This is a genomic window from Mucilaginibacter sp. P4_E8, assembly GCF_056401495.1.
Genome location: NZ_JBFUJG010000053.1, coordinates 1 through 17,973, shown reverse-complemented (window position 1 = coordinate 17,973; position 17,973 = coordinate 1). Strand labels below are relative to the sequence as shown.

At 40.3% G+C, this 17,973-nt stretch carries 17 protein-coding genes; 2 read left to right on the top strand and 15 right to left on the bottom strand.

Annotated features, from left to right (window positions below):
- Window position 1: 1 nt before the first annotated feature.
- From AC1DRQ_RS17990 to AC1DRQ_RS17975, 4 genes are all read right to left on the bottom strand, one after another.
- Window positions 2-907 (bottom strand): ABC transporter ATP-binding protein, encoded by a 906-nt coding sequence (locus AC1DRQ_RS17990; RefSeq protein ID WP_477426060.1) that lies wholly within the window; start codon window positions 905-907, stop codon window positions 2-4.
- A 3-nt stretch (window positions 908-910) separates the two neighbouring features.
- Window positions 911-1,804, bottom strand: a complete 894-nt coding sequence (locus tag AC1DRQ_RS17985) for an HlyD family secretion protein (protein ID WP_477426058.1) — start codon at window positions 1,802-1,804, stop codon at window positions 911-913.
- Between the two features lie 7 nt (window positions 1,805-1,811).
- Window positions 1,812-3,086 carry a TolC family protein gene (locus AC1DRQ_RS17980; protein ID WP_477426056.1) on the bottom strand — a complete coding sequence of 425 codons (1,275 nt, stop codon included), beginning with the start codon at window positions 3,084-3,086 and terminating at the stop codon, window positions 1,812-1,814.
- A 68-nt stretch (window positions 3,087-3,154) separates the two neighbouring features.
- Complete coding sequence (locus AC1DRQ_RS17975) at window positions 3,155-3,763, bottom strand: TetR/AcrR family transcriptional regulator (protein WP_477426054.1); 609 nt, start codon at window positions 3,761-3,763, stop codon at window positions 3,155-3,157.
- Between the two features lie 216 nt (window positions 3,764-3,979).
- On the opposite strand from AC1DRQ_RS17975, the gene AC1DRQ_RS17970 reads away from it, so the two are divergent.
- Window positions 3,980-4,138 (top strand): lmo0937 family membrane protein, encoded by a 159-nt coding sequence (locus tag AC1DRQ_RS17970; protein WP_477426053.1) that lies wholly within the window; start codon window positions 3,980-3,982, stop codon window positions 4,136-4,138.
- Between the two features lie 101 nt (window positions 4,139-4,239).
- Here AC1DRQ_RS17970 and AC1DRQ_RS17965 read toward each other — a convergent pair whose 3' ends face one another.
- Together AC1DRQ_RS17965 and AC1DRQ_RS17960 are read right to left on the bottom strand one after the other, a co-directional pair.
- Entirely contained in the window at window positions 4,240-5,151 is a 912-nt protein-coding gene (locus AC1DRQ_RS17965) for a glycoside hydrolase family 16 protein (RefSeq protein WP_477426051.1), read from the bottom strand.
- 119 nt (window positions 5,152-5,270) lie between these two features.
- Window positions 5,271-5,801 (bottom strand): DUF892 family protein, encoded by a 531-nt coding sequence (locus AC1DRQ_RS17960; protein ID WP_477426049.1) that lies wholly within the window; start codon window positions 5,799-5,801, stop codon window positions 5,271-5,273.
- Between the two features lie 561 nt (window positions 5,802-6,362).
- On the opposite strand from AC1DRQ_RS17960, the gene AC1DRQ_RS17955 reads away from it, so the two are divergent.
- Window positions 6,363-7,724, top strand: a complete 1,362-nt coding sequence (locus tag AC1DRQ_RS17955; RefSeq protein ID WP_477426047.1) for a right-handed parallel beta-helix repeat-containing protein — start codon at window positions 6,363-6,365, stop codon at window positions 7,722-7,724.
- 125 nt (window positions 7,725-7,849) lie between these two features.
- Here AC1DRQ_RS17955 and fcl read toward each other — a convergent pair whose 3' ends face one another.
- The 9 genes from fcl to AC1DRQ_RS17910 form a co-directional block, all read right to left on the bottom strand.
- The gene (gene fcl, locus AC1DRQ_RS17950; protein ID WP_477426046.1) at window positions 7,850-8,800 is read right to left on the bottom strand and encodes a GDP-L-fucose synthase; all 951 of its coding nucleotides are present in this window, start codon (window positions 8,798-8,800) and stop codon (window positions 7,850-7,852) included.
- A gap of 7 nt (window positions 8,801-8,807) precedes the next feature.
- Window positions 8,808-9,923, bottom strand: a complete 1,116-nt coding sequence (gmd, locus tag AC1DRQ_RS17945; protein WP_429397453.1) for a GDP-mannose 4,6-dehydratase — start codon at window positions 9,921-9,923, stop codon at window positions 8,808-8,810.
- Between the two features lie 157 nt (window positions 9,924-10,080).
- A complete protein-coding gene (locus AC1DRQ_RS17940; protein WP_429397451.1) occupies window positions 10,081-10,716 on the bottom strand; it encodes a WecB/TagA/CpsF family glycosyltransferase in 636 nt (211 codons plus the stop codon).
- Between the two features lie 361 nt (window positions 10,717-11,077).
- Complete coding sequence (locus tag AC1DRQ_RS17935; protein ID WP_477426043.1) at window positions 11,078-11,809, bottom strand: carbohydrate deacetylase; 732 nt, start codon at window positions 11,807-11,809, stop codon at window positions 11,078-11,080.
- A 486-nt stretch (window positions 11,810-12,295) separates the two neighbouring features.
- Window positions 12,296-12,847: an acyltransferase gene (locus AC1DRQ_RS17930; RefSeq protein ID WP_477426041.1), complete on the bottom strand. Its 552-nt coding sequence runs from the start codon at window positions 12,845-12,847 to the stop codon at window positions 12,296-12,298.
- Window positions 12,844-13,755 carry a glycosyltransferase family protein gene (locus tag AC1DRQ_RS17925; protein WP_477426039.1) on the bottom strand — a complete coding sequence of 304 codons (912 nt, stop codon included), beginning with the start codon at window positions 13,753-13,755 and terminating at the stop codon, window positions 12,844-12,846. The genes AC1DRQ_RS17930 and AC1DRQ_RS17925 overlap by 4 nt, the downstream gene beginning before the upstream one ends.
- Before the next feature lie 36 nt (window positions 13,756-13,791).
- Complete coding sequence (locus tag AC1DRQ_RS17920; RefSeq protein WP_477426037.1) at window positions 13,792-14,988, bottom strand: glycosyltransferase family 4 protein; 1,197 nt, start codon at window positions 14,986-14,988, stop codon at window positions 13,792-13,794.
- Window positions 14,989-15,062: 74 nt separating this feature from the next.
- Entirely contained in the window at window positions 15,063-16,274 is a 1,212-nt protein-coding gene (locus tag AC1DRQ_RS17915; protein WP_477426035.1) for a glycosyltransferase family 4 protein, read from the bottom strand.
- A gap of 87 nt (window positions 16,275-16,361) precedes the next feature.
- Window positions 16,362-17,750 (bottom strand): undecaprenyl-phosphate glucose phosphotransferase, encoded by a 1,389-nt coding sequence (locus tag AC1DRQ_RS17910; RefSeq protein ID WP_477426034.1) that lies wholly within the window; start codon window positions 17,748-17,750, stop codon window positions 16,362-16,364.
- Window positions 17,751-17,973: the final 223 nt, after the last annotated feature.

Below are 17,973 nucleotides of genomic sequence, written 5' to 3'. Positions count from 1 at the left end.
GTTATAATAGTTTAATAAAACTGTCCTCAATGGTAACCGTTGTTTTTTCAAGGTCGATGTCTTGAAGCCCCTGTTGTTTTAAATAAGCGGTTACCTCGCTTAAATTCACCTGAGGGCCTTTAAACGAAACATGTGCGAACTCCCCAAATGTGTAGCTGCTCATTACCGGTTCGTAACCGCGCAATATTTTTAAAAGCTTATGCATATTGTCGGCTTTAACAGCATAAAGTTGTTCGGGATATGATTTGATAATGTTATCAGGCGTATCAACCGATAAAAGCTTGCCAGATTGGATCAGGGCAATCTCATCGCACATACCGGCCTCATCCATATAGGGCGTAGACACGACGATGGTAATATTTTGCGCTTTCAATTGTTTAAGCATTTCCCAAAACTCCTTGCGGGATACCGGATCAACACCCGTAGTGGGTTCATCTAAAAACAAAACAACAGGTTTGTGGATCAGCGCACAGCACAAGGCCAGTTTCTGTTTCATACCGCCAGATAGCTTACCCGCCCTTCGCGTTTTAAAAGGCTCCAGCTGGATATAAATATCCTTGATCAAATGATAATTGGCTTCTATTGTAGTATCAAACACGGTTGCAAAAAAGTTCAGGTTTTCTTCAATGCTCAGATCCTGGTATAAGGAAAACTTCCCGGGCATGTAGCCTACTTTATTCCTGATCTGTTTATAATCCTTTACCACATCGCTTCCGTCTACGGTGGCCGAGCCGCCATCAGGAAGCAACAAGGTAGTGAGCACCCTGAAAATACTGGTTTTTCCGGCTCCATCCGGGCCAATCAGCCCAAATATCTCCCCCCGTTTTACCGAAAAGGAAACATCGTCAACAGCGGTTTTATCCTTATCATAAACCTTGACCAGGTTTTTTACTACAACAGCGTCCATGATTTATAATTTAATTTCTCCGTACATGCCAATTTTCAGAAACCCATCATTCTTCACCCGTATTTTAACGGCATACACGAGGTCGGCCCTTTCGTCCTTGGTCTGAATAGTTTTCGGAGTGAATTCCGCTTTGTTACTCACCCATTCAACAATGCCGGTATAGTTTTTATAAGTGTCTTTGGTATCGTCAACCAAAACCTTCACCTGCTGGCCAATTTTTACGTGAGGGATCTGGTCACCGGTGATATAGGCGCGAAGAATAATGGTATTTAGCGCTGCTATCTTATAGATCGGCTTGCCCACATCGGTTACTTCGCTGGCCTCGGCGTATTTGGTTAATACCGTACCGCTAACCTCATTAATGATCCTGCATTTATCAAGCTGATCATTGATCTGCTCAATTTGTACGTTTAATGGCCGGGCCTGGTCATTTAAATTTGCTGTGGTAATGTTTAATGATGATTGCAGGGCAGCGATCTGCTTTTTAATAACATCTACCTGGGTATTGGCGTCCTCCAGTTGTTTTTTTGTAGCTGCGTCGTCCCTTAATAAATTAGTGTTACGCAATTGTTCGCGTTTCGCCTGGCGCAATTGCTCCTCCAAAGAGGCGGTTTGCGCAGCAATATTGGGTTTTCCGCTCAAAGTAGCTTTTATCTGCGCTTCCAGTTGTTTCTTTTTTAAATAGAGCTGGACACTATCGATGTAACCTACTACCTGTCCGGCCTTTAATACCTGTCCCTCTTCCAGGTTAAGCTCCTTTATAGCGCCAGTACCCTGTGCCGAAACAATGGTTTCAACCGCCTCAAAGGTGCCGGATGCGTCATATTTATCTTCATTTTTGCCGCAGGACATCAGACTTATTAATAAGATTGCAAATGGTAATAATATTTTTTTCATGATGGTTTTATTGTTGATTACCGGTTGTAGTTTGCTGATTATATTGGGTGATTAAGAGTTGCACTTCGTGCAGTATTTTGTTTTGGCGAGCCTGATTTTCATCGTTTACATTGATCAGAAAGTCATTGGTCGTGATCACGCCATTTTCCAACTGGGTCAGCGCCGTATTTTTTACCCTCGTACGAAGATTAATAATCTCATCGTCTGATGCTAATAGCCGCTGGAACTTGCCCATATCGGCATCCTGTTGTTTCACGGTTAAATTGGTATTAAATAGGAATGTTTCTTTCTGTACATCAAGGCTTTTGCGGTTAATGTCAATAAGTGCCCTGCTCTTTTTTAGGGTATAAAATACCGATGGCGACCAGGTAAGCCTGATGCCCCCGATATAATAAGTATCAAAACTATTACTAAGAAAGTTTAATCCTGGACGTGACACACCGCCTTGTAAAAAAAGGTTTAGTTTGGGAAGGGTCTGCACAGTAAGCAGCTTGTTTTGCACATCAAGATTTTTACCCTGCTGGTCATATCCCTGTAATTCGGGCCGGTTAATTTCATGCGATGGGTTTACCGGCTGCGGTTTTATCAGAATGGTTGTTTCGTCAACTGTTTTACCTATAAAAAGGCTTAGCATATCGGTATATGCTTTACGCGATGCATGGAGATTGATAGATTGCTGCTTATTTTGCAGCAACTCGGCTAATAATACATCGCCATTGCTCCTGAAGGCGGTCCCATTCTTGATCAGGGCCTGAATTTTATCATAACCTAATTGTACATCCTTTATCACCAGATCATTTTGTTTTAATTGTTGATCGACTAATAACACGCCGAAAAACAATTGATTGATACGGTCCTTTAATTGGTATAGGTCTGTTTCCAATTGTTGCTGATTAACAGCCTCGGTGACTTTTTGCAGCTGTTTTTGCTGTTTTATTGCACCGCCGTCATAAACTACCTGATCAAATTCGCCGTATAGTTTATACTGGTCTTTGCTTAACGTGGGAATGTTTACCCCCGGTAATTTAATAGGTATAGCCGTTACTGCCGATTGATAGGTGGCCTGCCCATTGATGTTTAACTGTGGCAAATAGCCTTTTTGTATATTTTCGATGGTATAATCGGCCGTTTTGGCAATCAGCTCCCGCTGTTTTACCTGGGGATAATTTTGCAGGGCCAGTTTATAACAGTCATCGAGTGTTAACTGGCCGGTGGTTTGCGCCCGGCCTGCAAAAACTATGGCTAACAGTTGAAAGGCACCTAATAAGAATTGCTTTTTCATAGTTAATCAGTTTATTTGATATTTTGATTTAGTCATTTGATTAAATTACGGGCAAAAAAAAATCTGCTCTATTCGAGCATCATTTTTATCCATTTGGGTATCAGTATTTTTCGTTCATCCATGATTTGAATAAAAGCTTCCTCGGTAACTGGCCCTGCGGTAATAAAAATGGGCTTAGCTATAAAGGGGAATACCATCATTCCTAAAAAACTCAGAAAAAACTGGATAGGATTGATCTTCGTATTTCGCTCGGCAATTTGCTGTACAAAATGAGATTCCAGGATGGAACCGTTTGACCGGATCATTTTCCCGAAACGCTCTGCGTTGCTCCTGATCTCGCTCAATACGAATATGGGCAGATCGGGGTTTTTGATCAACATATCAATGTAACTGTTTGTAAWCAGTTCCAGCTTTTCCTCCAATGAGGTTTCCCGGTTGTTTATTGCGGGGGCGATAAACGAAAAAAGCTGCTTTACCTTTTCGATCATAACGATCTCAAAAAGCTTTTCCTTACTGCGGAAATAATAATTCAAAAGTGCCAGGTTAAGCCCGGCTTGTTCAGCAATGTCACGGGTTTTGGTGGCTGCGTAGCCCTTTTTGGTAAAAACAATACGTGCCGCTTCCTTAAATTTCTCTTCTGTTGAAAGGCTTTTTTCCTCTTTTATTTGTTCTTTCATTCCTGGTTCCACTGTTATCGGACAAAAGTAAAAAGAATAAATTTATTAATCAAAATATTTAATCATTTGATTAATTCCATCAAAAGTTAAACAGGTAGCAACAATGGGGCCGTCAATCAAAATTTCCTATTATATAATTTTATTTCGTTTATGTATAATCCGACAGAGATTGGCATGATTTTTTCAATTGTTTAAGTACATCAAACCATAAAAGCTATGAGATCATTATTGTATATCATCGCGGTCATCCTCATCATAGGATGGGCGATCGGCGTATTTGCTTATTCGGCAACTGGTTTAATTCATGCCTTGCTCGTTATAGCCATAATTTCACTTTTACTTGGTATCATCCAAAGATCATCAACAACGGTATAATCTTAACATATGCCGTTAAAAGTTTAAACGCGGGCTTAACAGCCCGCGTTTAATAATTACCCTAATATTTATACCAGTTCTCCACCAAGCTGTTCGTTTAGCTATAGTGATTTCTTTGCGGTGAATATCTTTACATAATCTACCACCATGGTGCCTGTTTGAACTTTTTCAGGCATAAAATTATTATAATAGAGCCCTCCTACAGGCAAGCTTAAAGACAGGTATTCCGTTTTACCAAATAATTGAGGAATATAACCGCCAACCGTTTTGGTTTCAACCAACTGACCATCAATATAGGTTTTAATTGAATTCTGGCTCCATTCAAACTCGTATACATGAAAAGCGGCTGACAGATCCCCGTCAGTAACCGTGGTACTCAGTGCGTTTTTCACGAGATCCTGCAGTGGTACTGTCCCATACTGATAATCCGACAGCAATTCATTGGTATCTGAGCCTTTTATTTCTAAAAAATCGATCTCACCATTCGTCGGCCAGTTTCCACCAAAAGTGTAGAGGAACGATGTTAAACCATAACCCGGCGCGGCCTTCAGCCTGGCCACAATACGTACCACCGGTGTTGTTTCATTGGCGGAAATTGAGGTTTTACTAACCATCCAGCCGGATGTATAATCAAATGATTTGGTTGCCGGTTCCCCAACAATTGCTGGGCCGGTCACCGTTTCCTTTTTAGCACTTATCTCTAAATAACCACCAGAAACTTTCAGGTTCGCAGGCTGATAGCAAGCCAGTTCCTTTTGTACTCCACCGGTTAACGCGTGCCATTGGGAAAGATCACCATCAAAATTATCCTCAAACACTTTACTCCAGCCCTTGCTCGTAAGTTCAGTATCACTGCTATTATAATTTGGAATTACGTGAACTGTATTTGATTTAACGGTATCTGCTCCCTTATTTGGTCCTATTGAGGACAGTTTCCTGCAACCACTCCAAACCAAACAACTTAAACCGGCTATAATTATAATAATACGTGTAAAAAAGGTAGATGTATTCATGTAATTTTTCTTGTTTAAAATGTATCTATTAAAACCTATTTAGGATGTTGATCAATCATTTGCACCCCGGGACGACAAATTACTATCTGTATGACTTGCCGATAATTTTCACTGTTAATTTATATACTGATGTTTTTAACATATTTTGTTGCGATCATTAACATCAGGGCTCGGTCTGTCCTTGCCTCTTCAAAATTATCCTTCAGTATTTGTATGATCTGGCTATTTTTTAATTGTATCGCTAAAATTTCTAAGGTCTGAAACGATGCCATCTCCATACTTTCTACATTAAGCAAATAAAACAAGATCGACAGATCACGAACCGCTATCTCCTCACCATGCAGAACTATAGATGAAAATGCATTTTCAAGGGTACTGATCATTCCTTTACAGTTTTCAAATGAGTAAGTTAAGCCCAACAACTTATAGATTTCATCCATTCTTGTCAATTGGTTTTCAAGCTCATCAAGTGTTCCCATTATGGCAAACTTCAAATCTGAAAGACAAACGTACTCGACCACTTCTGAAAGTCTTTCAATCAGGTGCGACTTGCCACAATAGATGCGGTTCAGGTTTTCAAAAAAAAGCGGCTGCAGAATTTCAGGAATTATTTCCGTTGATGCCAGCCAGGCTTTTTGACTATCCCCCATTACTTTTTTCTTGCTAAATAATTCTATTACACCCTGTCCATTCAAAACCCTTGCCGAAAATGAGTGGGTGCTTTTACAAGGAACGCCCTCCGTGATMAAGCACAACGAAAAGTGGGTATTTACTTATACAGGGAATGAGTTGGGCGTATAAAAATAACCGATGCGCCATGTCATTATTTTTTATACGCTTTAATATTTTTAATCAGTAGGGCCATGCGTAAATACGACAAAATAAATGAGGATTTTTTTCCTCATTTGTCGGCGACTACACCACAGTAAATACCCAACTTAACCTGAAATTTGCGGAGGAAAATTTGGTAAAATGTTAGGTCGGCACCCGGGATTTCATTGAAAGGCATGGATTTGTCTTACATTTTTTATGAGTAATATGCAGTAAGCACACGTTTTATCAGAGAAATTTTTTGTGGATGGATTTATGCTAAGTAAACGACACCTCATAACGCGATGTTTAATATGACTTTACTATATCAAGAAGCGAAACACTTATTTACCCTTATTATCCTCCTTTGTTTTATCTGTCAGTGTCAGCTGGTTAAAGGCATGGCTCATCAGGAAGAAAAAGATGATACAGATTCACTTCAATCCCTTATCAACAGTGCACCTAAGGTTATACGGTTAAATCGTACCTACGTAATTAATAAAACATTATCTGTTCCTGCCTGGGTTGATATTATTGGAGGAACTATCAAAAACGGCAGTAATATGTCAGGCACCTTATTAACTAATAACGTTTTTCTTAAATATGATCATGCTGATAAAAACCGGCTGATAAACGTCAGATTTGAAAGCAAAGGTAATTTTCAGTTAAGTAACTGGGCTAACGCTGTAGTCGTCTTAAAGAATTGCAGGAATATCACCATTGAGCAATGCACATTCAATTTAAACCAGGCTTATAATCCAAAAGGTGCAGAAGCTATCTGGATTACCGGTGAGCGCTCTTCCGGCAATCAGTTCTTGTTTAATAACCTGCTGACCGCAGGTATTGAATACGCTGAAAACGGAGCCTGCAACAGCCTGGTTAAAGGCAACCTGATCATTAATGCGCACTCAGATGCTATAAGCGGTCATGGAAACGGCAAGTCCCCCTGTACTGGTCATGTGATTACGCAAAATACAATCAGAAATGCGGGTTTTATGGGAATCGAGGATTGGGGTAATTGTGACGGAACAGTCATATCCGATAACAGGATATTTGGAACAGGCAAAAGCTCCGAACAGCAGAAAGAGGGAATTGGAATTTCAGCGGTGGGCACCAATACCAAAGTTATTCATAATCTCATCCGGGATGCCCGGTTATATTATATAGAATCCGGAGGCAATCATCACATATTGGTGGCACGTAATCAAATTATCGACACAGAATTTAAGGCCATAGGAATCATTTCAAATTTTACCAAACCTGGCACCTATCATGACACCGGTAAAAATTTAAGCATCATCAGGAATAATTCCATACAGGGTACCAAAGAAAGCATACAGGTTTTTGGAAATTTCGTAACATCCCTGCTAATCGATTCAAATGTGATAACAAATCCTCAATATCGCGGAATTGACATTGACAGTGATGCCGGGAATTATCAGGTATCCCTGATCGCGAACAAGCTTGTTTTTGATGTTCAGGCTAAACAGGGAAGGATCGCGATCCTTTCCTATACGAGGAAAAACGATTTGACCGGACAACGACTGGTTATTAAAAACAATATTTTAACCTATCATGCAGGGTCTGAAAATCGCCGGGAATCGGAAAGTGGCTTTGTTATCGGGACAAATAATTCAGTTATTTCTGGCAACAAAGTAATTTCCAAAGATCATCGTGTACATTTTCTGTCCACCGTGCATAACGCGGTGTCCGGACTCAATATGACCGGAAACTTTTTAAATGGCAGTAGTTATAAAAATTAGGAGGAGCAAGTTAAAAATGGACTTATATGAATAACTCGCAAAGGGATGCGGCTAACGGCACATCCCTTTGAAATGGTGAGCTATAATATAGAGGGGTAAATATCCCGGAGGATAGCTTGTTTTGGTTACTGGTGTTCAACGACGTTTTCCGTATGCTTACTTAAAAAATCCCGATAGGCCAACCCAATTCCTTCCTTTAATTGAATGGTATGCCGCCATCCTTCACGATGAAGTTTGGTAACATCCATTAATTTTCTCGGCGTGCCATCCGGTTTCCCGTGGTCGAACTGGATTTGCCCGGTGTAGCCTACAACCTCGCCTATCAAGTGTGCAAGGTCTTTGATGGATATGTCTTCGCCGGTACCGATGTTGACCAAACCACTTTCATCATAGCTTTGCATCAGGTAATAACATGCCTCGGCAAGGTCATCGGCAAACAGGAACTCACGTTTAGGAGTACCCGTGCCCCATATGGTCACTTGCGGCAGATTCTCCAGCTTTGCTTCATGGAAGCGGCGTATCAACGCTGGTAAAACATGAGAATTTTCCGGGTGATAATTGTCATTATAGCCGTAAAGATTGGTAGGCATCACGGAAATATAATTACACCCATACTGGTCACGATAGGCGTCGCACATTTTAATCCCGGCTATCTTCGCGATTGCATAGGGTTCATTGGTTGGCTCCAACAAACCGGTAAGCAAGTATTCTTCCTTCAGCGGCTGCGGGGCGAGTTTGGGATAAATGCAACTGGAGCCGAGAAACATCAGTTTTTTCACACCGGCCAAAAAGCTGGAGTGTATTACATTGTTCTGAATCTGCAGGTTTTCATATAAAAACTCAGCCCTGTAAGTGTTGTTGGCTACAATACCGCCCACTTTTGCTGCTGCCAGAAATACGTATTCAGGTTTTTCTTCCTGAAAAAATTGGCTTACCTGTGTATAGTCGCGTAAATCAAGGTCTGAAGAATTCCTACAAATAATATGATGATAACCTTCTTTTGTCAGTTTGCGAAATATGGCAGACCCAACCATTCCCTTGTGCCCGGCGATATAAATTTTTGAATTCTTATCCATTCAGCCCTTATTCAAATTGATTTTTAACATAATATCCGTATTCTTTCAACAAACGTTCCTTTCTGAAAAAATTCACATCAGCCGTCATCATATCTTTAACAAGCATAGGAAGATCATATTTAGGTTTCCATCCTAACTGGGTATTCGATTTTGTCGGGTCACCTATCAACAGGTCAACTTCCGTAGGGCGAAAATATTTAGGGTCAATAGCAACTACTTCTTTACCAATCTCTATCTGAAAATCAGGAGACTCGCAATATTCCACATAACCTTTTTCATCAACACCTTCTCCTTCAAACCTTATCGTAATCCCAACTTCAGCAAATGCCATACGCACAAATTCGCGAACTTTAGTAGTTACACCGGTTGCAATTACGTAATCTTCGGGTTTTTCCTGTTGTAAAATCAGATACATCGCCTCCACGTAATCCTTAGCATGACCCCAGTCACGCTGCGCGTCAAGGTTACCTAAATATAATTTATCCTGTAAGCCCATGGCAATCTTGGAGGCAGCCCGCGTAATTTTACGGGTTACGAAAGTTTCTCCCCGTAATGGACTTTCATGATTGAAAAGAATTCCATTACAAGCGTAAATACCGTAAGCCTCGCGATAATTAACGGTGATCCAGTAAGCATACATCTTTGCTACAGCATACGGAGAGCGGGGGTAAAAAGGTGTGCTTTCTGATTGTGGAACGGCTTGTACCAAGCCATATAATTCCGAGGTGGATGCCTGGTATATTTTCGTTTTCTTAGAAAGCCCCAGAATCCGGATTGCCTCTAACAATCTTAACGTCCCGATCCCGTCTGCATTGGCGGTGTATTCCGGCGTGTCAAAACTCACTTTTACATGTGACATAGCCCCCAGGTTATAAATCTCATCCGGTTGAACCTGTTGCACAATTCGAATTAAATTCGTGCTGTCGCTCAGATCTCCGTAATGCAGGATCAATCGTTGATCTTCATCATGAGGATCCTGATACAAATGATCGATGCGATCAGTATTAAACAAAGAGCTTCTGCGTTTGATGCCGTGCACGACATACCCTTTGGAAAGCAATAACTCGGTCAGATAGGCCCCGTCCTGTCCTGTTATTCCTGTGATCAATGCTACTTTTTTCATTATATAGTTCAGATTTTTATTTACACATTAGACGTATTGTTCCCTAATTCCCACAGAATTAAGGGAGTTATTGCAGATCCGGTTCTTAGAAAACGGAAGAAAGCCATGCTGTATAGCAGGAAATTGAATGTTTGATTAATCGTTAGGAGATTAATTCTTACGCATGGGCGCCTTTAATTAATGACTGGTTTAACTTTGACCTGATGAGCATTAATATAAACGCGGGACCGTATATCACATAGCGTTTGTACATCCGTCTTGGCTCCTTTAACAACCTGATAAACCACTCCAGACCAAGGTCTCTCCAGAACTTGGACGGCCGTGAAACGGTTCCTGCATAAAAGTCAAATACCGCTCCGATGGCACAGATCGTACCAACTTCCAGCCTTTCTTTATTAACATGAGTCCAAACTTCCTGTTTGGGAGCTGTCATGCCAACGAATAACACATCGGGCTTAAACTCGTTTACTACCTCAACCATTTTATCTGTATCTTCTTTTGAGAAGGCCGCTTTGAATGGCGGAGAATAGGTATCGACCCTAATATTCGGATATTCCAGGTTAATTTTTTTTTTAATCCTTGCTAAAGTTTCTTCTGAGGATCCCAGGTAAAAGCAACTTCCTTTTTCCGCATCCAACTTCTTCAGAAAATACAAGTGTACATCAGCGCCGGCTATTTTTTTTATATTCTGTTTATTTAAAAATTTCACAGCGGCAACTATACCTATCCCGTCAGGTAGCAGTACATCAGAATGACTTAATGCATCTTTAAAATCCTGGTCCTTCTCTGCCATGACGTAAGAATATTGATTAACTGTATTGATTATGCACTTGGAATCAAATTTCAGATCATCCAACTGACAACTAAGAATTGAATAATCAGACAATGGCACAGTAGAGAATTTTTGCATCGACTTAATGATTTAGATTAATGTTAATAAACAAGTTATTGTTCAGTAACGACCGATCCATTGCAATTATTAAGCCTAATTCATTTAAAAGAAAACTTAAGTATAAGTTATCAATTTATAGCTTTATAGTTAAAAAAAGCCAATTAATATGACCAGGCGTAAACTTCATTTGTGGTACGTGAAAAAGCCGTATTTTCCGCGTGTAAAATAATCCCCAGTTCCGGGAATTAATTTGCCACGAAACTCATCTGCCGGCTAATAAAAACCGGATCCAGTTTGACATATCTGAGGGGAGGTAATGATCTGTAAGTTCTGACTGATCGTTGAAATCAGGATGAAGCATAATTTCTACACGCAGATTTTTATGCCACAGATGGCTATTTGCTATGAAGTAATCAACGGTTTGAAACCTGTCTGAATAATTGCACCCAGCCGCCGTAATCTTTTTGTTCAGCAAGTTTCTGAAAAAAAACTTCAGGAGGTTACCCTCGTTGAAAGACTGGGCCAGCCGTAGTTTTAATCCATGTTTTTTAGCCAATACCAAAAAAATTTGATTAAAGCCCGGTAACGTATGCAGATGCAGGTGTGCATCAAGATGGGTAAGAGGGATGTGAGCTTTTAAAGCGCGATCGATCTGAGCCTCAATCTCCTTGTAAAAAGACAGCGCCGTACCGGAATCGAGAAACCTGACCTTTTTCCCGGTTTTATGGATATCCCATTCCCCGTTTTCAGTAAGGAACGCCTTGCTTACAAAATCGGTTACCGGTTTACCTTCCGCTAAATTGATATGCAAACCAACATTCCTGATAATATCATTTTGCAGTGTAAGCTCCACAGCTTCTTCAAATCCGTCACAATTCACCATGAGCGAGGTACTATTAATATAGCCCTTTTCATAACAATATAAAATGGCTTTATTGACCGAAGAGTTTAAACCAAAATCATCCGCATTGGCAATTACATTTAGAGGTATCATCTTTTACGTAAGTGATGTATCAAGTTTTTACAGAATGGACCCCGAAAATCAAAAAGTATTTTCCGACAGCACGAAGCCCAGTAAGTTATCAGATCAATTATAGCACCATTAAATTATTTCTTTTAATATTTTACATGGTCTATGGTAAAGACCATGAATAGAAATAACCCAAATCTTTATGCCGCCGGCCAGTATATATATTATACTCCAACCTATTTTACTTTCTGTTGCATCGTCTTTTCCTGCCCGGGCAAGCTTTGCCTGAGCAAGAGCATAAAGGGCTCAGCAAACCTAAATAAAAAATCAAGGTTTTTCTATAAATTCAGTGATTTTACGAAAGGCCGGCGTAATAGGTTACATGGTTAATGCTTACAGAAAAAACCGTTGTGTAGCGGTCATTCTATATAGACCGCTCCTGGGTATCATTCGCCAGTTTAAGATGCTTTAGCCGGCAGACACTAAATAACGATGTGCCTGCCTAAGACCTCAGGATCGGAGCTCGGTATACAGTTGTTGATGAATCTGCATGTCTTCCGGAGAATTAAATCTGTCCTTAATTTTTTTGGCCGGGGATCCTCCGGTGATGGAATAAGGTTCTACATCTTTGGTAATCACGGAACCTGCAGCTATGATACTTCCTGTACCAATTCTAACCCCGCTCATGATGATCGATCCATACCCTACCCATACCTCATCCTCTATAACGGTAAGCAGATCTTTGCCCAGCCAGTTATAATCGTTATCCCTGATCTGACTTGAAAAACGGATAGCCGTTCCAATTTGCTGGTAATGATGATCATATCGCCCAACAATGGCTACATAATTTCCAAAAATGACATCATTACCGATGACAGTATCAGATTCGATCTGAGAATAACGCCCGATATAAAAATTATCGCCGATGACCAGGGTTTTTTTCGCCCACATGCGCACACCTTTACCGGCGTGAAAATTCTTACCTATCTTATATTTATTCCACAGTACTTTGGATAAATATAGGTCTCGGCCTTTCTTCAAAACTTTAACTAAATTCATCATTTACAGTAGCGTATAAATAGTGTTTCGATTTTTGATTTTATTCTGGATGATAAACCCATTTTATGCTGAAACTGCTTTTGATAATGCGGATGGATCTCGTGTACATCCGGGAAAACAAAATCAGTCTTGTGTTTAGTATCCAGCAAGGGAATATAACGTGATGACGATCCGTTAGTATGCGTAGCATACTGATCAAATCCATTGTTATAAATCTTGGAGAGCTTTGGATATAATGTTACGCCTTCCAGCTTATACTGATTGAAAAACCATCTGATTGCCCAGGAATCCAAAAGGCCGGTCATTTGTTTGTCAAGCATGCTGTTCAGGTCAGACCCTCCCTGAGCAAACCGTTTTCTTGCCGCTTTATTGCTTTTAAACTGTGCATATTCCTTCACCTGCCAGTCTACCTTATTCCATCGGTCTGCCCACGTGGCCCATCCCCATGACCACCCACGATTCAGAAAATAACCCTCGCTGATGTCATCCGAAGATTCCGGTTTCAAATTAAAACTGTAGCCTGATATGGAGAAAACCTGCTGGTTGTACACATAATTTTCCAGCGCTTCATTCATAAAATTTAAAAAATTCGGGGTCGTTAGCAGGTCATCCTCCAACACGATCACTTTTCCGAACTGCTGAATCAGTTCCGAAGTGCCGTCAATGATTGAACGCGCAAGTCCTTTGTTTTGTTCAGATTCGCGGATGGTGATTTCCCTAAAGCCGGTCACGCTTCTTAAATATTTCCTGACCTCTTCTACCTGCGCTTTGTCCTGTTCATGGCGGGGACCGTCAGAAAAAATATAAAGGAAAGAGTCTCTCGCCAAAAAGTTTTTTTGCAAGGCGGCTATGGTCGCCTTTAATGGTGCGACACGTTTATAAGTAAAAAGTATGATCGGAGCAAGGCTCATATAAAATTTGTATGTAGTCGGGTGATGATATTTGGTTCAAACGGCAACCGTATCCCAACCTTGTGTATTGTAACGGCCATCCCAAAAATTAATTAAGAGATTGGATAACAACCTTTTTTTCTTTAAGGGTTTAGACTTTAACCATAACAAGGTTGTCAGCAGTTCATTGCCCATATTTTCGTAACTAAGTGAATTTATTATTTCAAGAGAACTTTCTGACATTCGTCCTTTCGCATCCGCTGATAAATTGATAAATCGCAGGATCTGGTCACTCATGCCTTTAACATCTGAAGGAGCAAAACTGTAGCCATTAATACCTTCTATCAGCAATGTGTCCGCAGCGTTTACCTTGTTACTTAACAGCACCGGCAGTCCTGCTGCCATAGCTTCATTGACCACAAGCCCCCAACTCTCCGACCAGCTGGGCAAAATAAAGGCGTCTGCCTCAAACAGATGATTCGGAATAGAATCATTGGGTATAGCACCTACAAATTCTACCCTTTTCAACCCCATTTGATCCCGGAGTAAGGTCAGGTCATTCAACTGCGATCCGTCTCCAAGCATGACAAGTGTATCCTGGTCGCTCTCTTCCTCTACATTTTTCCAGGCTTTCAGCAAATTCTCAAGGTTTTTAATTGGAACAAGCCTGGCAACACAAATAATTCTGCGGTTATCGAAMCTCTTCTTTTGTTTAAATTTGAAAAGACCATTATCTATGCAGTTATACCCGTAGAAAAAATGTATAGATTCCTTACTATATAAAGAAGTATATTCCTCATCATAATCTTTAGATGGCAGCCATAGGGCGTCTATCTGATTGGTTATAGCATCCTTAACTTGCTGTACTACGAAATTCCGTTTAACATTTGATGGTTTGGCGTCGTCAAACATGATAAACTTCCTGTTGTTATTCTTGGCCCACCTTAAGCCCAATGCCCCTGAGTAAAATACAATAGATCCGGCAATGATAACATCGGGATTGATATCCGCTAATTTGGAAAACAAAACCTCCTTAATCGTGGACTTTGAAAGTTCATTATCCTTATTGTCCGGAAAAAGACAGTTCCACCATAATTCTTTGTTATCATATGGGTCGAATATATATGGTGAACCCTTGCCGAACAATTCGATAACGTAAAGATCGATATCCCGGGATTTTAAAAAATCCTTTAAAAAAGACAGCCTTCGCTTCCAATATACCCGTAAATCATTATGTAATAATACTACCCTCACTTTATGAAACTTTATAGTTTAACAATTTTTATCATATTCAGCCCACTCCTATTCTGTAAACGGATTATCCTGTCTCACACAGGATAATAGTCAGTAACAATATGGCTGATTTTTTCTGCCATGGTTTGCTTTCGTGCAAATTTCATAGCCTCAATACTCATCTCACTAACAATATGCGGATGACGATATAAATGAACAATGGCATCTTTCAATTCTGGAATAGCCGCCTCTGGTGAACTGGCATTACATCTTATACCGGTTTTATCACTGACTACCTGCGACTGGCCGTGTAAATCGAGCGTAACAATCGGCATACCAAAAGACTGGGCTTCAAGCAACTGGGCTGGCCCCGAGTCTCTTAAGGACGTGAAAAAGAACACATCATGCATATCATAAAACAGCCGTACTTGTTCATATGGCACCGCCCCCACCATCTTCACCGTGTTCTCCAATCCATATTCTTTGATCTTGCCGGCAATGACCGCCTCCATCTCTCCATACCCTACAATTGTTAATGTTATTTCTGGAATATGTTTTAACTGCTGCATAACATCCAGTATCAGCAACATCCCTTTTCTGGGCATAAACCTACCTACCCACAGCAATTTAAGCAGTCCATTCACAGGCTGCTTTAGTTTGAACTCTCTGGGAAAAAAGCTTTCGGGCAACGCCATATCGAGTGATAGCTGGCAGTTTTTTGCGCCTATCTTTTTTGCCATAGCAAGGGTGTCCTGATTGGATACCAGTACAACCGCGGCCTTTTGAAGCATTTTTCTGCAGGCGGGATTATATCTTATCATCCAGTTACTCACCTTTTCTCTTTTCAATTCGGAGGCCCAGTGATCAAGAAAATACCGCTTAAATGTTTCTGGGGCCTTTTGCCCTCCGCCGGCCGGGCCGAAAATAAAAGGGATATTCAACCGGTACATAAAGGAACCCATCTGCAGGCTTCCCCAGGTAACATGATGGGCAAGTTTAAACTTCATTTCCTTATGCAAAGATTTACCTTTTCTGAAAGCCAGGTATTGCCAAAGCATATAATGCAGGTAAATGGAGGCCTGCGTCATTAAATACAAAACTTCTGTCCCGAGAGGCATCGTGATGTAATGAAAATGAAGATTTTCAATGACCGGATGCGTTTCGATACTTGGCCGGTTTACACTCCTGGTTAAGCAATGAACTTCATAACCTTTTTCAGCTAAGCCCTTGGCCCAATTCCATCCATTACCCTGTTCAGATCCCTTATCAGGTTCACAGGCAAAGGCAGATAAAAGAATTTTATTCATATTATTTCAGATTTGCATGCACCCAAGCCCCATATAGCGCTATTGCAGGGCTGTTGCAAACTATCCCTTCCTTCCATGCACAGATCATTAAAAAGCATATTTATCTCCTCTTATAGTTTTAAAAATTGTTGAAAAAATAATTTTCAGGTCCAGATCGAAACTCCAGTTCTGCATATACCAAACATCGGCTTCTACGCGCGCCTGCATATCTTCCAACAATTTCGTTTCTCCCCTAAGTCCATTAATCTGGGCCCATCCCGTAATGCCTGGTTTTATAAAGTGACGTACCATGAAATGATCAATCAAATTAGAATATTCCTCCGTATGTTTCAGCATGTGCGGTCTTGGGCCAACAACAGACATATCACCAAATAAGACATTGAAGAACTGAGGCATTTCGTCCAGGCTCGTCTTCCTGAGGAAGGCTCCGATCCGGGTAATTCGTGAATCGCCTTTCTTAGCCTGCAAATTGTCGGCATGCCGGTTAACATACATGCTTCTGAATTTATAACAGTTGAAAGTCGTATTATCTCTGCCCGATCTCGGCTGCACAAAAAAAACAGGGCCAGGTGACTCCATCTTGATCAGTACATATATGATTGGAAAAAGCCACGTGAATACAAACACGATAACCAATAGCGAAAACATGACATCAAATACTCTCTTAAGAGCGCGGTTCAAAATATTCTCTAAAGGCTCCTCCCTGAGAGAAAGGACATTTGCGTTAATTACGGAAGCAGGAAGAAACTTTTGAATATAATCAAAGTGCTGAGGGACAAGTTTAAAGCGCACCATGTTTTTATCCGAATCTTTAATAAGCCTTTCAATAGTGCTTTTTTTAGATGGATCAAGTGCGCAGTAGATCTCGTCCACTTTATGTTTAATTACATATGCCATACAGGTCTCAATCCTACCCAAATATAAATGATCGTCAGTTATAGCCGGAGGATTGTCATCAAACAAACCCATTATTTTATAACCGACCATATCTTTTTTAAACCGGTTATAAAAATCTGCTCCTGACCGGCCTTCACTTAAAATGACCGCTTTTCTCACCGGCCCGTAAATAATTGACGAGCTCCCAACGGTTTTGTAAAAGATAAATTTGCACAAAAGAAGAAGGCAACCGAACAGGGTCATTAAGCAGATTAAAGATGCTCTGTTTATATGATAAGAATCTGTAGTATTTACAATTATCAGGATATAGCTAACTAAAAACAAATACAGTACATATGCTTTGATGGATTTGACAAACAATGAGACATGATGAACAGGGCGATACACCCCCAATAAACTGGTAGACAAAAGCCACAACAGATTTAAAATCAAAACAACATTTAATTGTGATTTATCAAACAACCACTGATATAATGTATGATGTGTTAAGTTATAAACTAATATTAAAGACAAATTCAATATGGAATAATCCATTAAGACATTGACCATTCTGTTGACATTCTTATAACGTTCACTCATATATACTTATATATAATGATTATAACAATTATGATGCTAAGCTGTGTTTGTAACCTATTTAAGCGCTGAAAGGAAAAGATCAATGAAGATCGGCCCTGTTATTTGCGCTACTATTAAATTTTTGCTTATTACTAAAAGAAACGAACCGTAATTTTTAAGGAGCTAATTAACCCGTGCGCAATTTGAGTAATTATTTCCACGTTTCATCTGCCTGGTAAACCCC

What these genes read in the sequence shown, in the direction of transcription:
- AC1DRQ_RS17990 (WP_477426060.1), bottom strand. Translation starts at nt 907, where the DNA reads ATGGACGCTGTTGTAGTAAAAAACCTGGTCAAGGTTTATGATAAGGAT.
- AC1DRQ_RS17985 (WP_477426058.1), bottom strand. Translation starts at nt 1,804, where the DNA reads ATGAAAAAAATATTATTACCATTTGCAATCTTATTAATAAGTCTGATG.
- AC1DRQ_RS17980 (WP_477426056.1), bottom strand. Translation starts at nt 3,086, where the DNA reads ATGAAAAAGCAATTCTTATTAGGTGCCTTTCAACTGTTAGCCATAGTT.
- AC1DRQ_RS17970 (WP_477426053.1), top strand. Translation starts at nt 3,980, where the DNA reads ATGAGATCATTATTGTATATCATCGCGGTCATCCTCATCATAGGATGG.
- AC1DRQ_RS17965 (WP_477426051.1), bottom strand. Translation starts at nt 5,151, where the DNA reads ATGAATACATCTACCTTTTTTACACGTATTATTATAATTATAGCCGGT.
- AC1DRQ_RS17960 (WP_477426049.1), bottom strand. Translation starts at nt 5,801, where the DNA reads ATGGGGGATAGTCAAAAAGCCTGGCTGGCATCAACGGAAATAATTCCT.
- AC1DRQ_RS17955 (WP_477426047.1), top strand. Translation starts at nt 6,363, where the DNA reads ATGGCTCATCAGGAAGAAAAAGATGATACAGATTCACTTCAATCCCTT.
- fcl (WP_477426046.1), bottom strand. Translation starts at nt 8,800, where the DNA reads ATGGATAAGAATTCAAAAATTTATATCGCCGGGCACAAGGGAATGGTT.
- gmd (WP_429397453.1), bottom strand. Translation starts at nt 9,923, where the DNA reads ATGAAAAAAGTAGCATTGATCACAGGAATAACAGGACAGGACGGGGCC.
- AC1DRQ_RS17940 (WP_429397451.1), bottom strand. Translation starts at nt 10,716, where the DNA reads ATGGCAGAGAAGGACCAGGATTTTAAAGATGCATTAAGTCATTCTGAT.
- AC1DRQ_RS17935 (WP_477426043.1), bottom strand. Translation starts at nt 11,809, where the DNA reads ATGATACCTCTAAATGTAATTGCCAATGCGGATGATTTTGGTTTAAAC.
- AC1DRQ_RS17930 (WP_477426041.1), bottom strand. Translation starts at nt 12,847, where the DNA reads ATGATGAATTTAGTTAAAGTTTTGAAGAAAGGCCGAGACCTATATTTA.
- AC1DRQ_RS17925 (WP_477426039.1), bottom strand. Translation starts at nt 13,755, where the DNA reads ATGAGCCTTGCTCCGATCATACTTTTTACTTATAAACGTGTCGCACCA.
- AC1DRQ_RS17915 (WP_477426035.1), bottom strand. Translation starts at nt 16,274, where the DNA reads ATGAATAAAATTCTTTTATCTGCCTTTGCCTGTGAACCTGATAAGGGA.
- AC1DRQ_RS17910 (WP_477426034.1), bottom strand. Translation starts at nt 17,750, where the DNA reads ATGAGTGAACGTTATAAGAATGTCAACAGAATGGTCAATGTCTTAATG.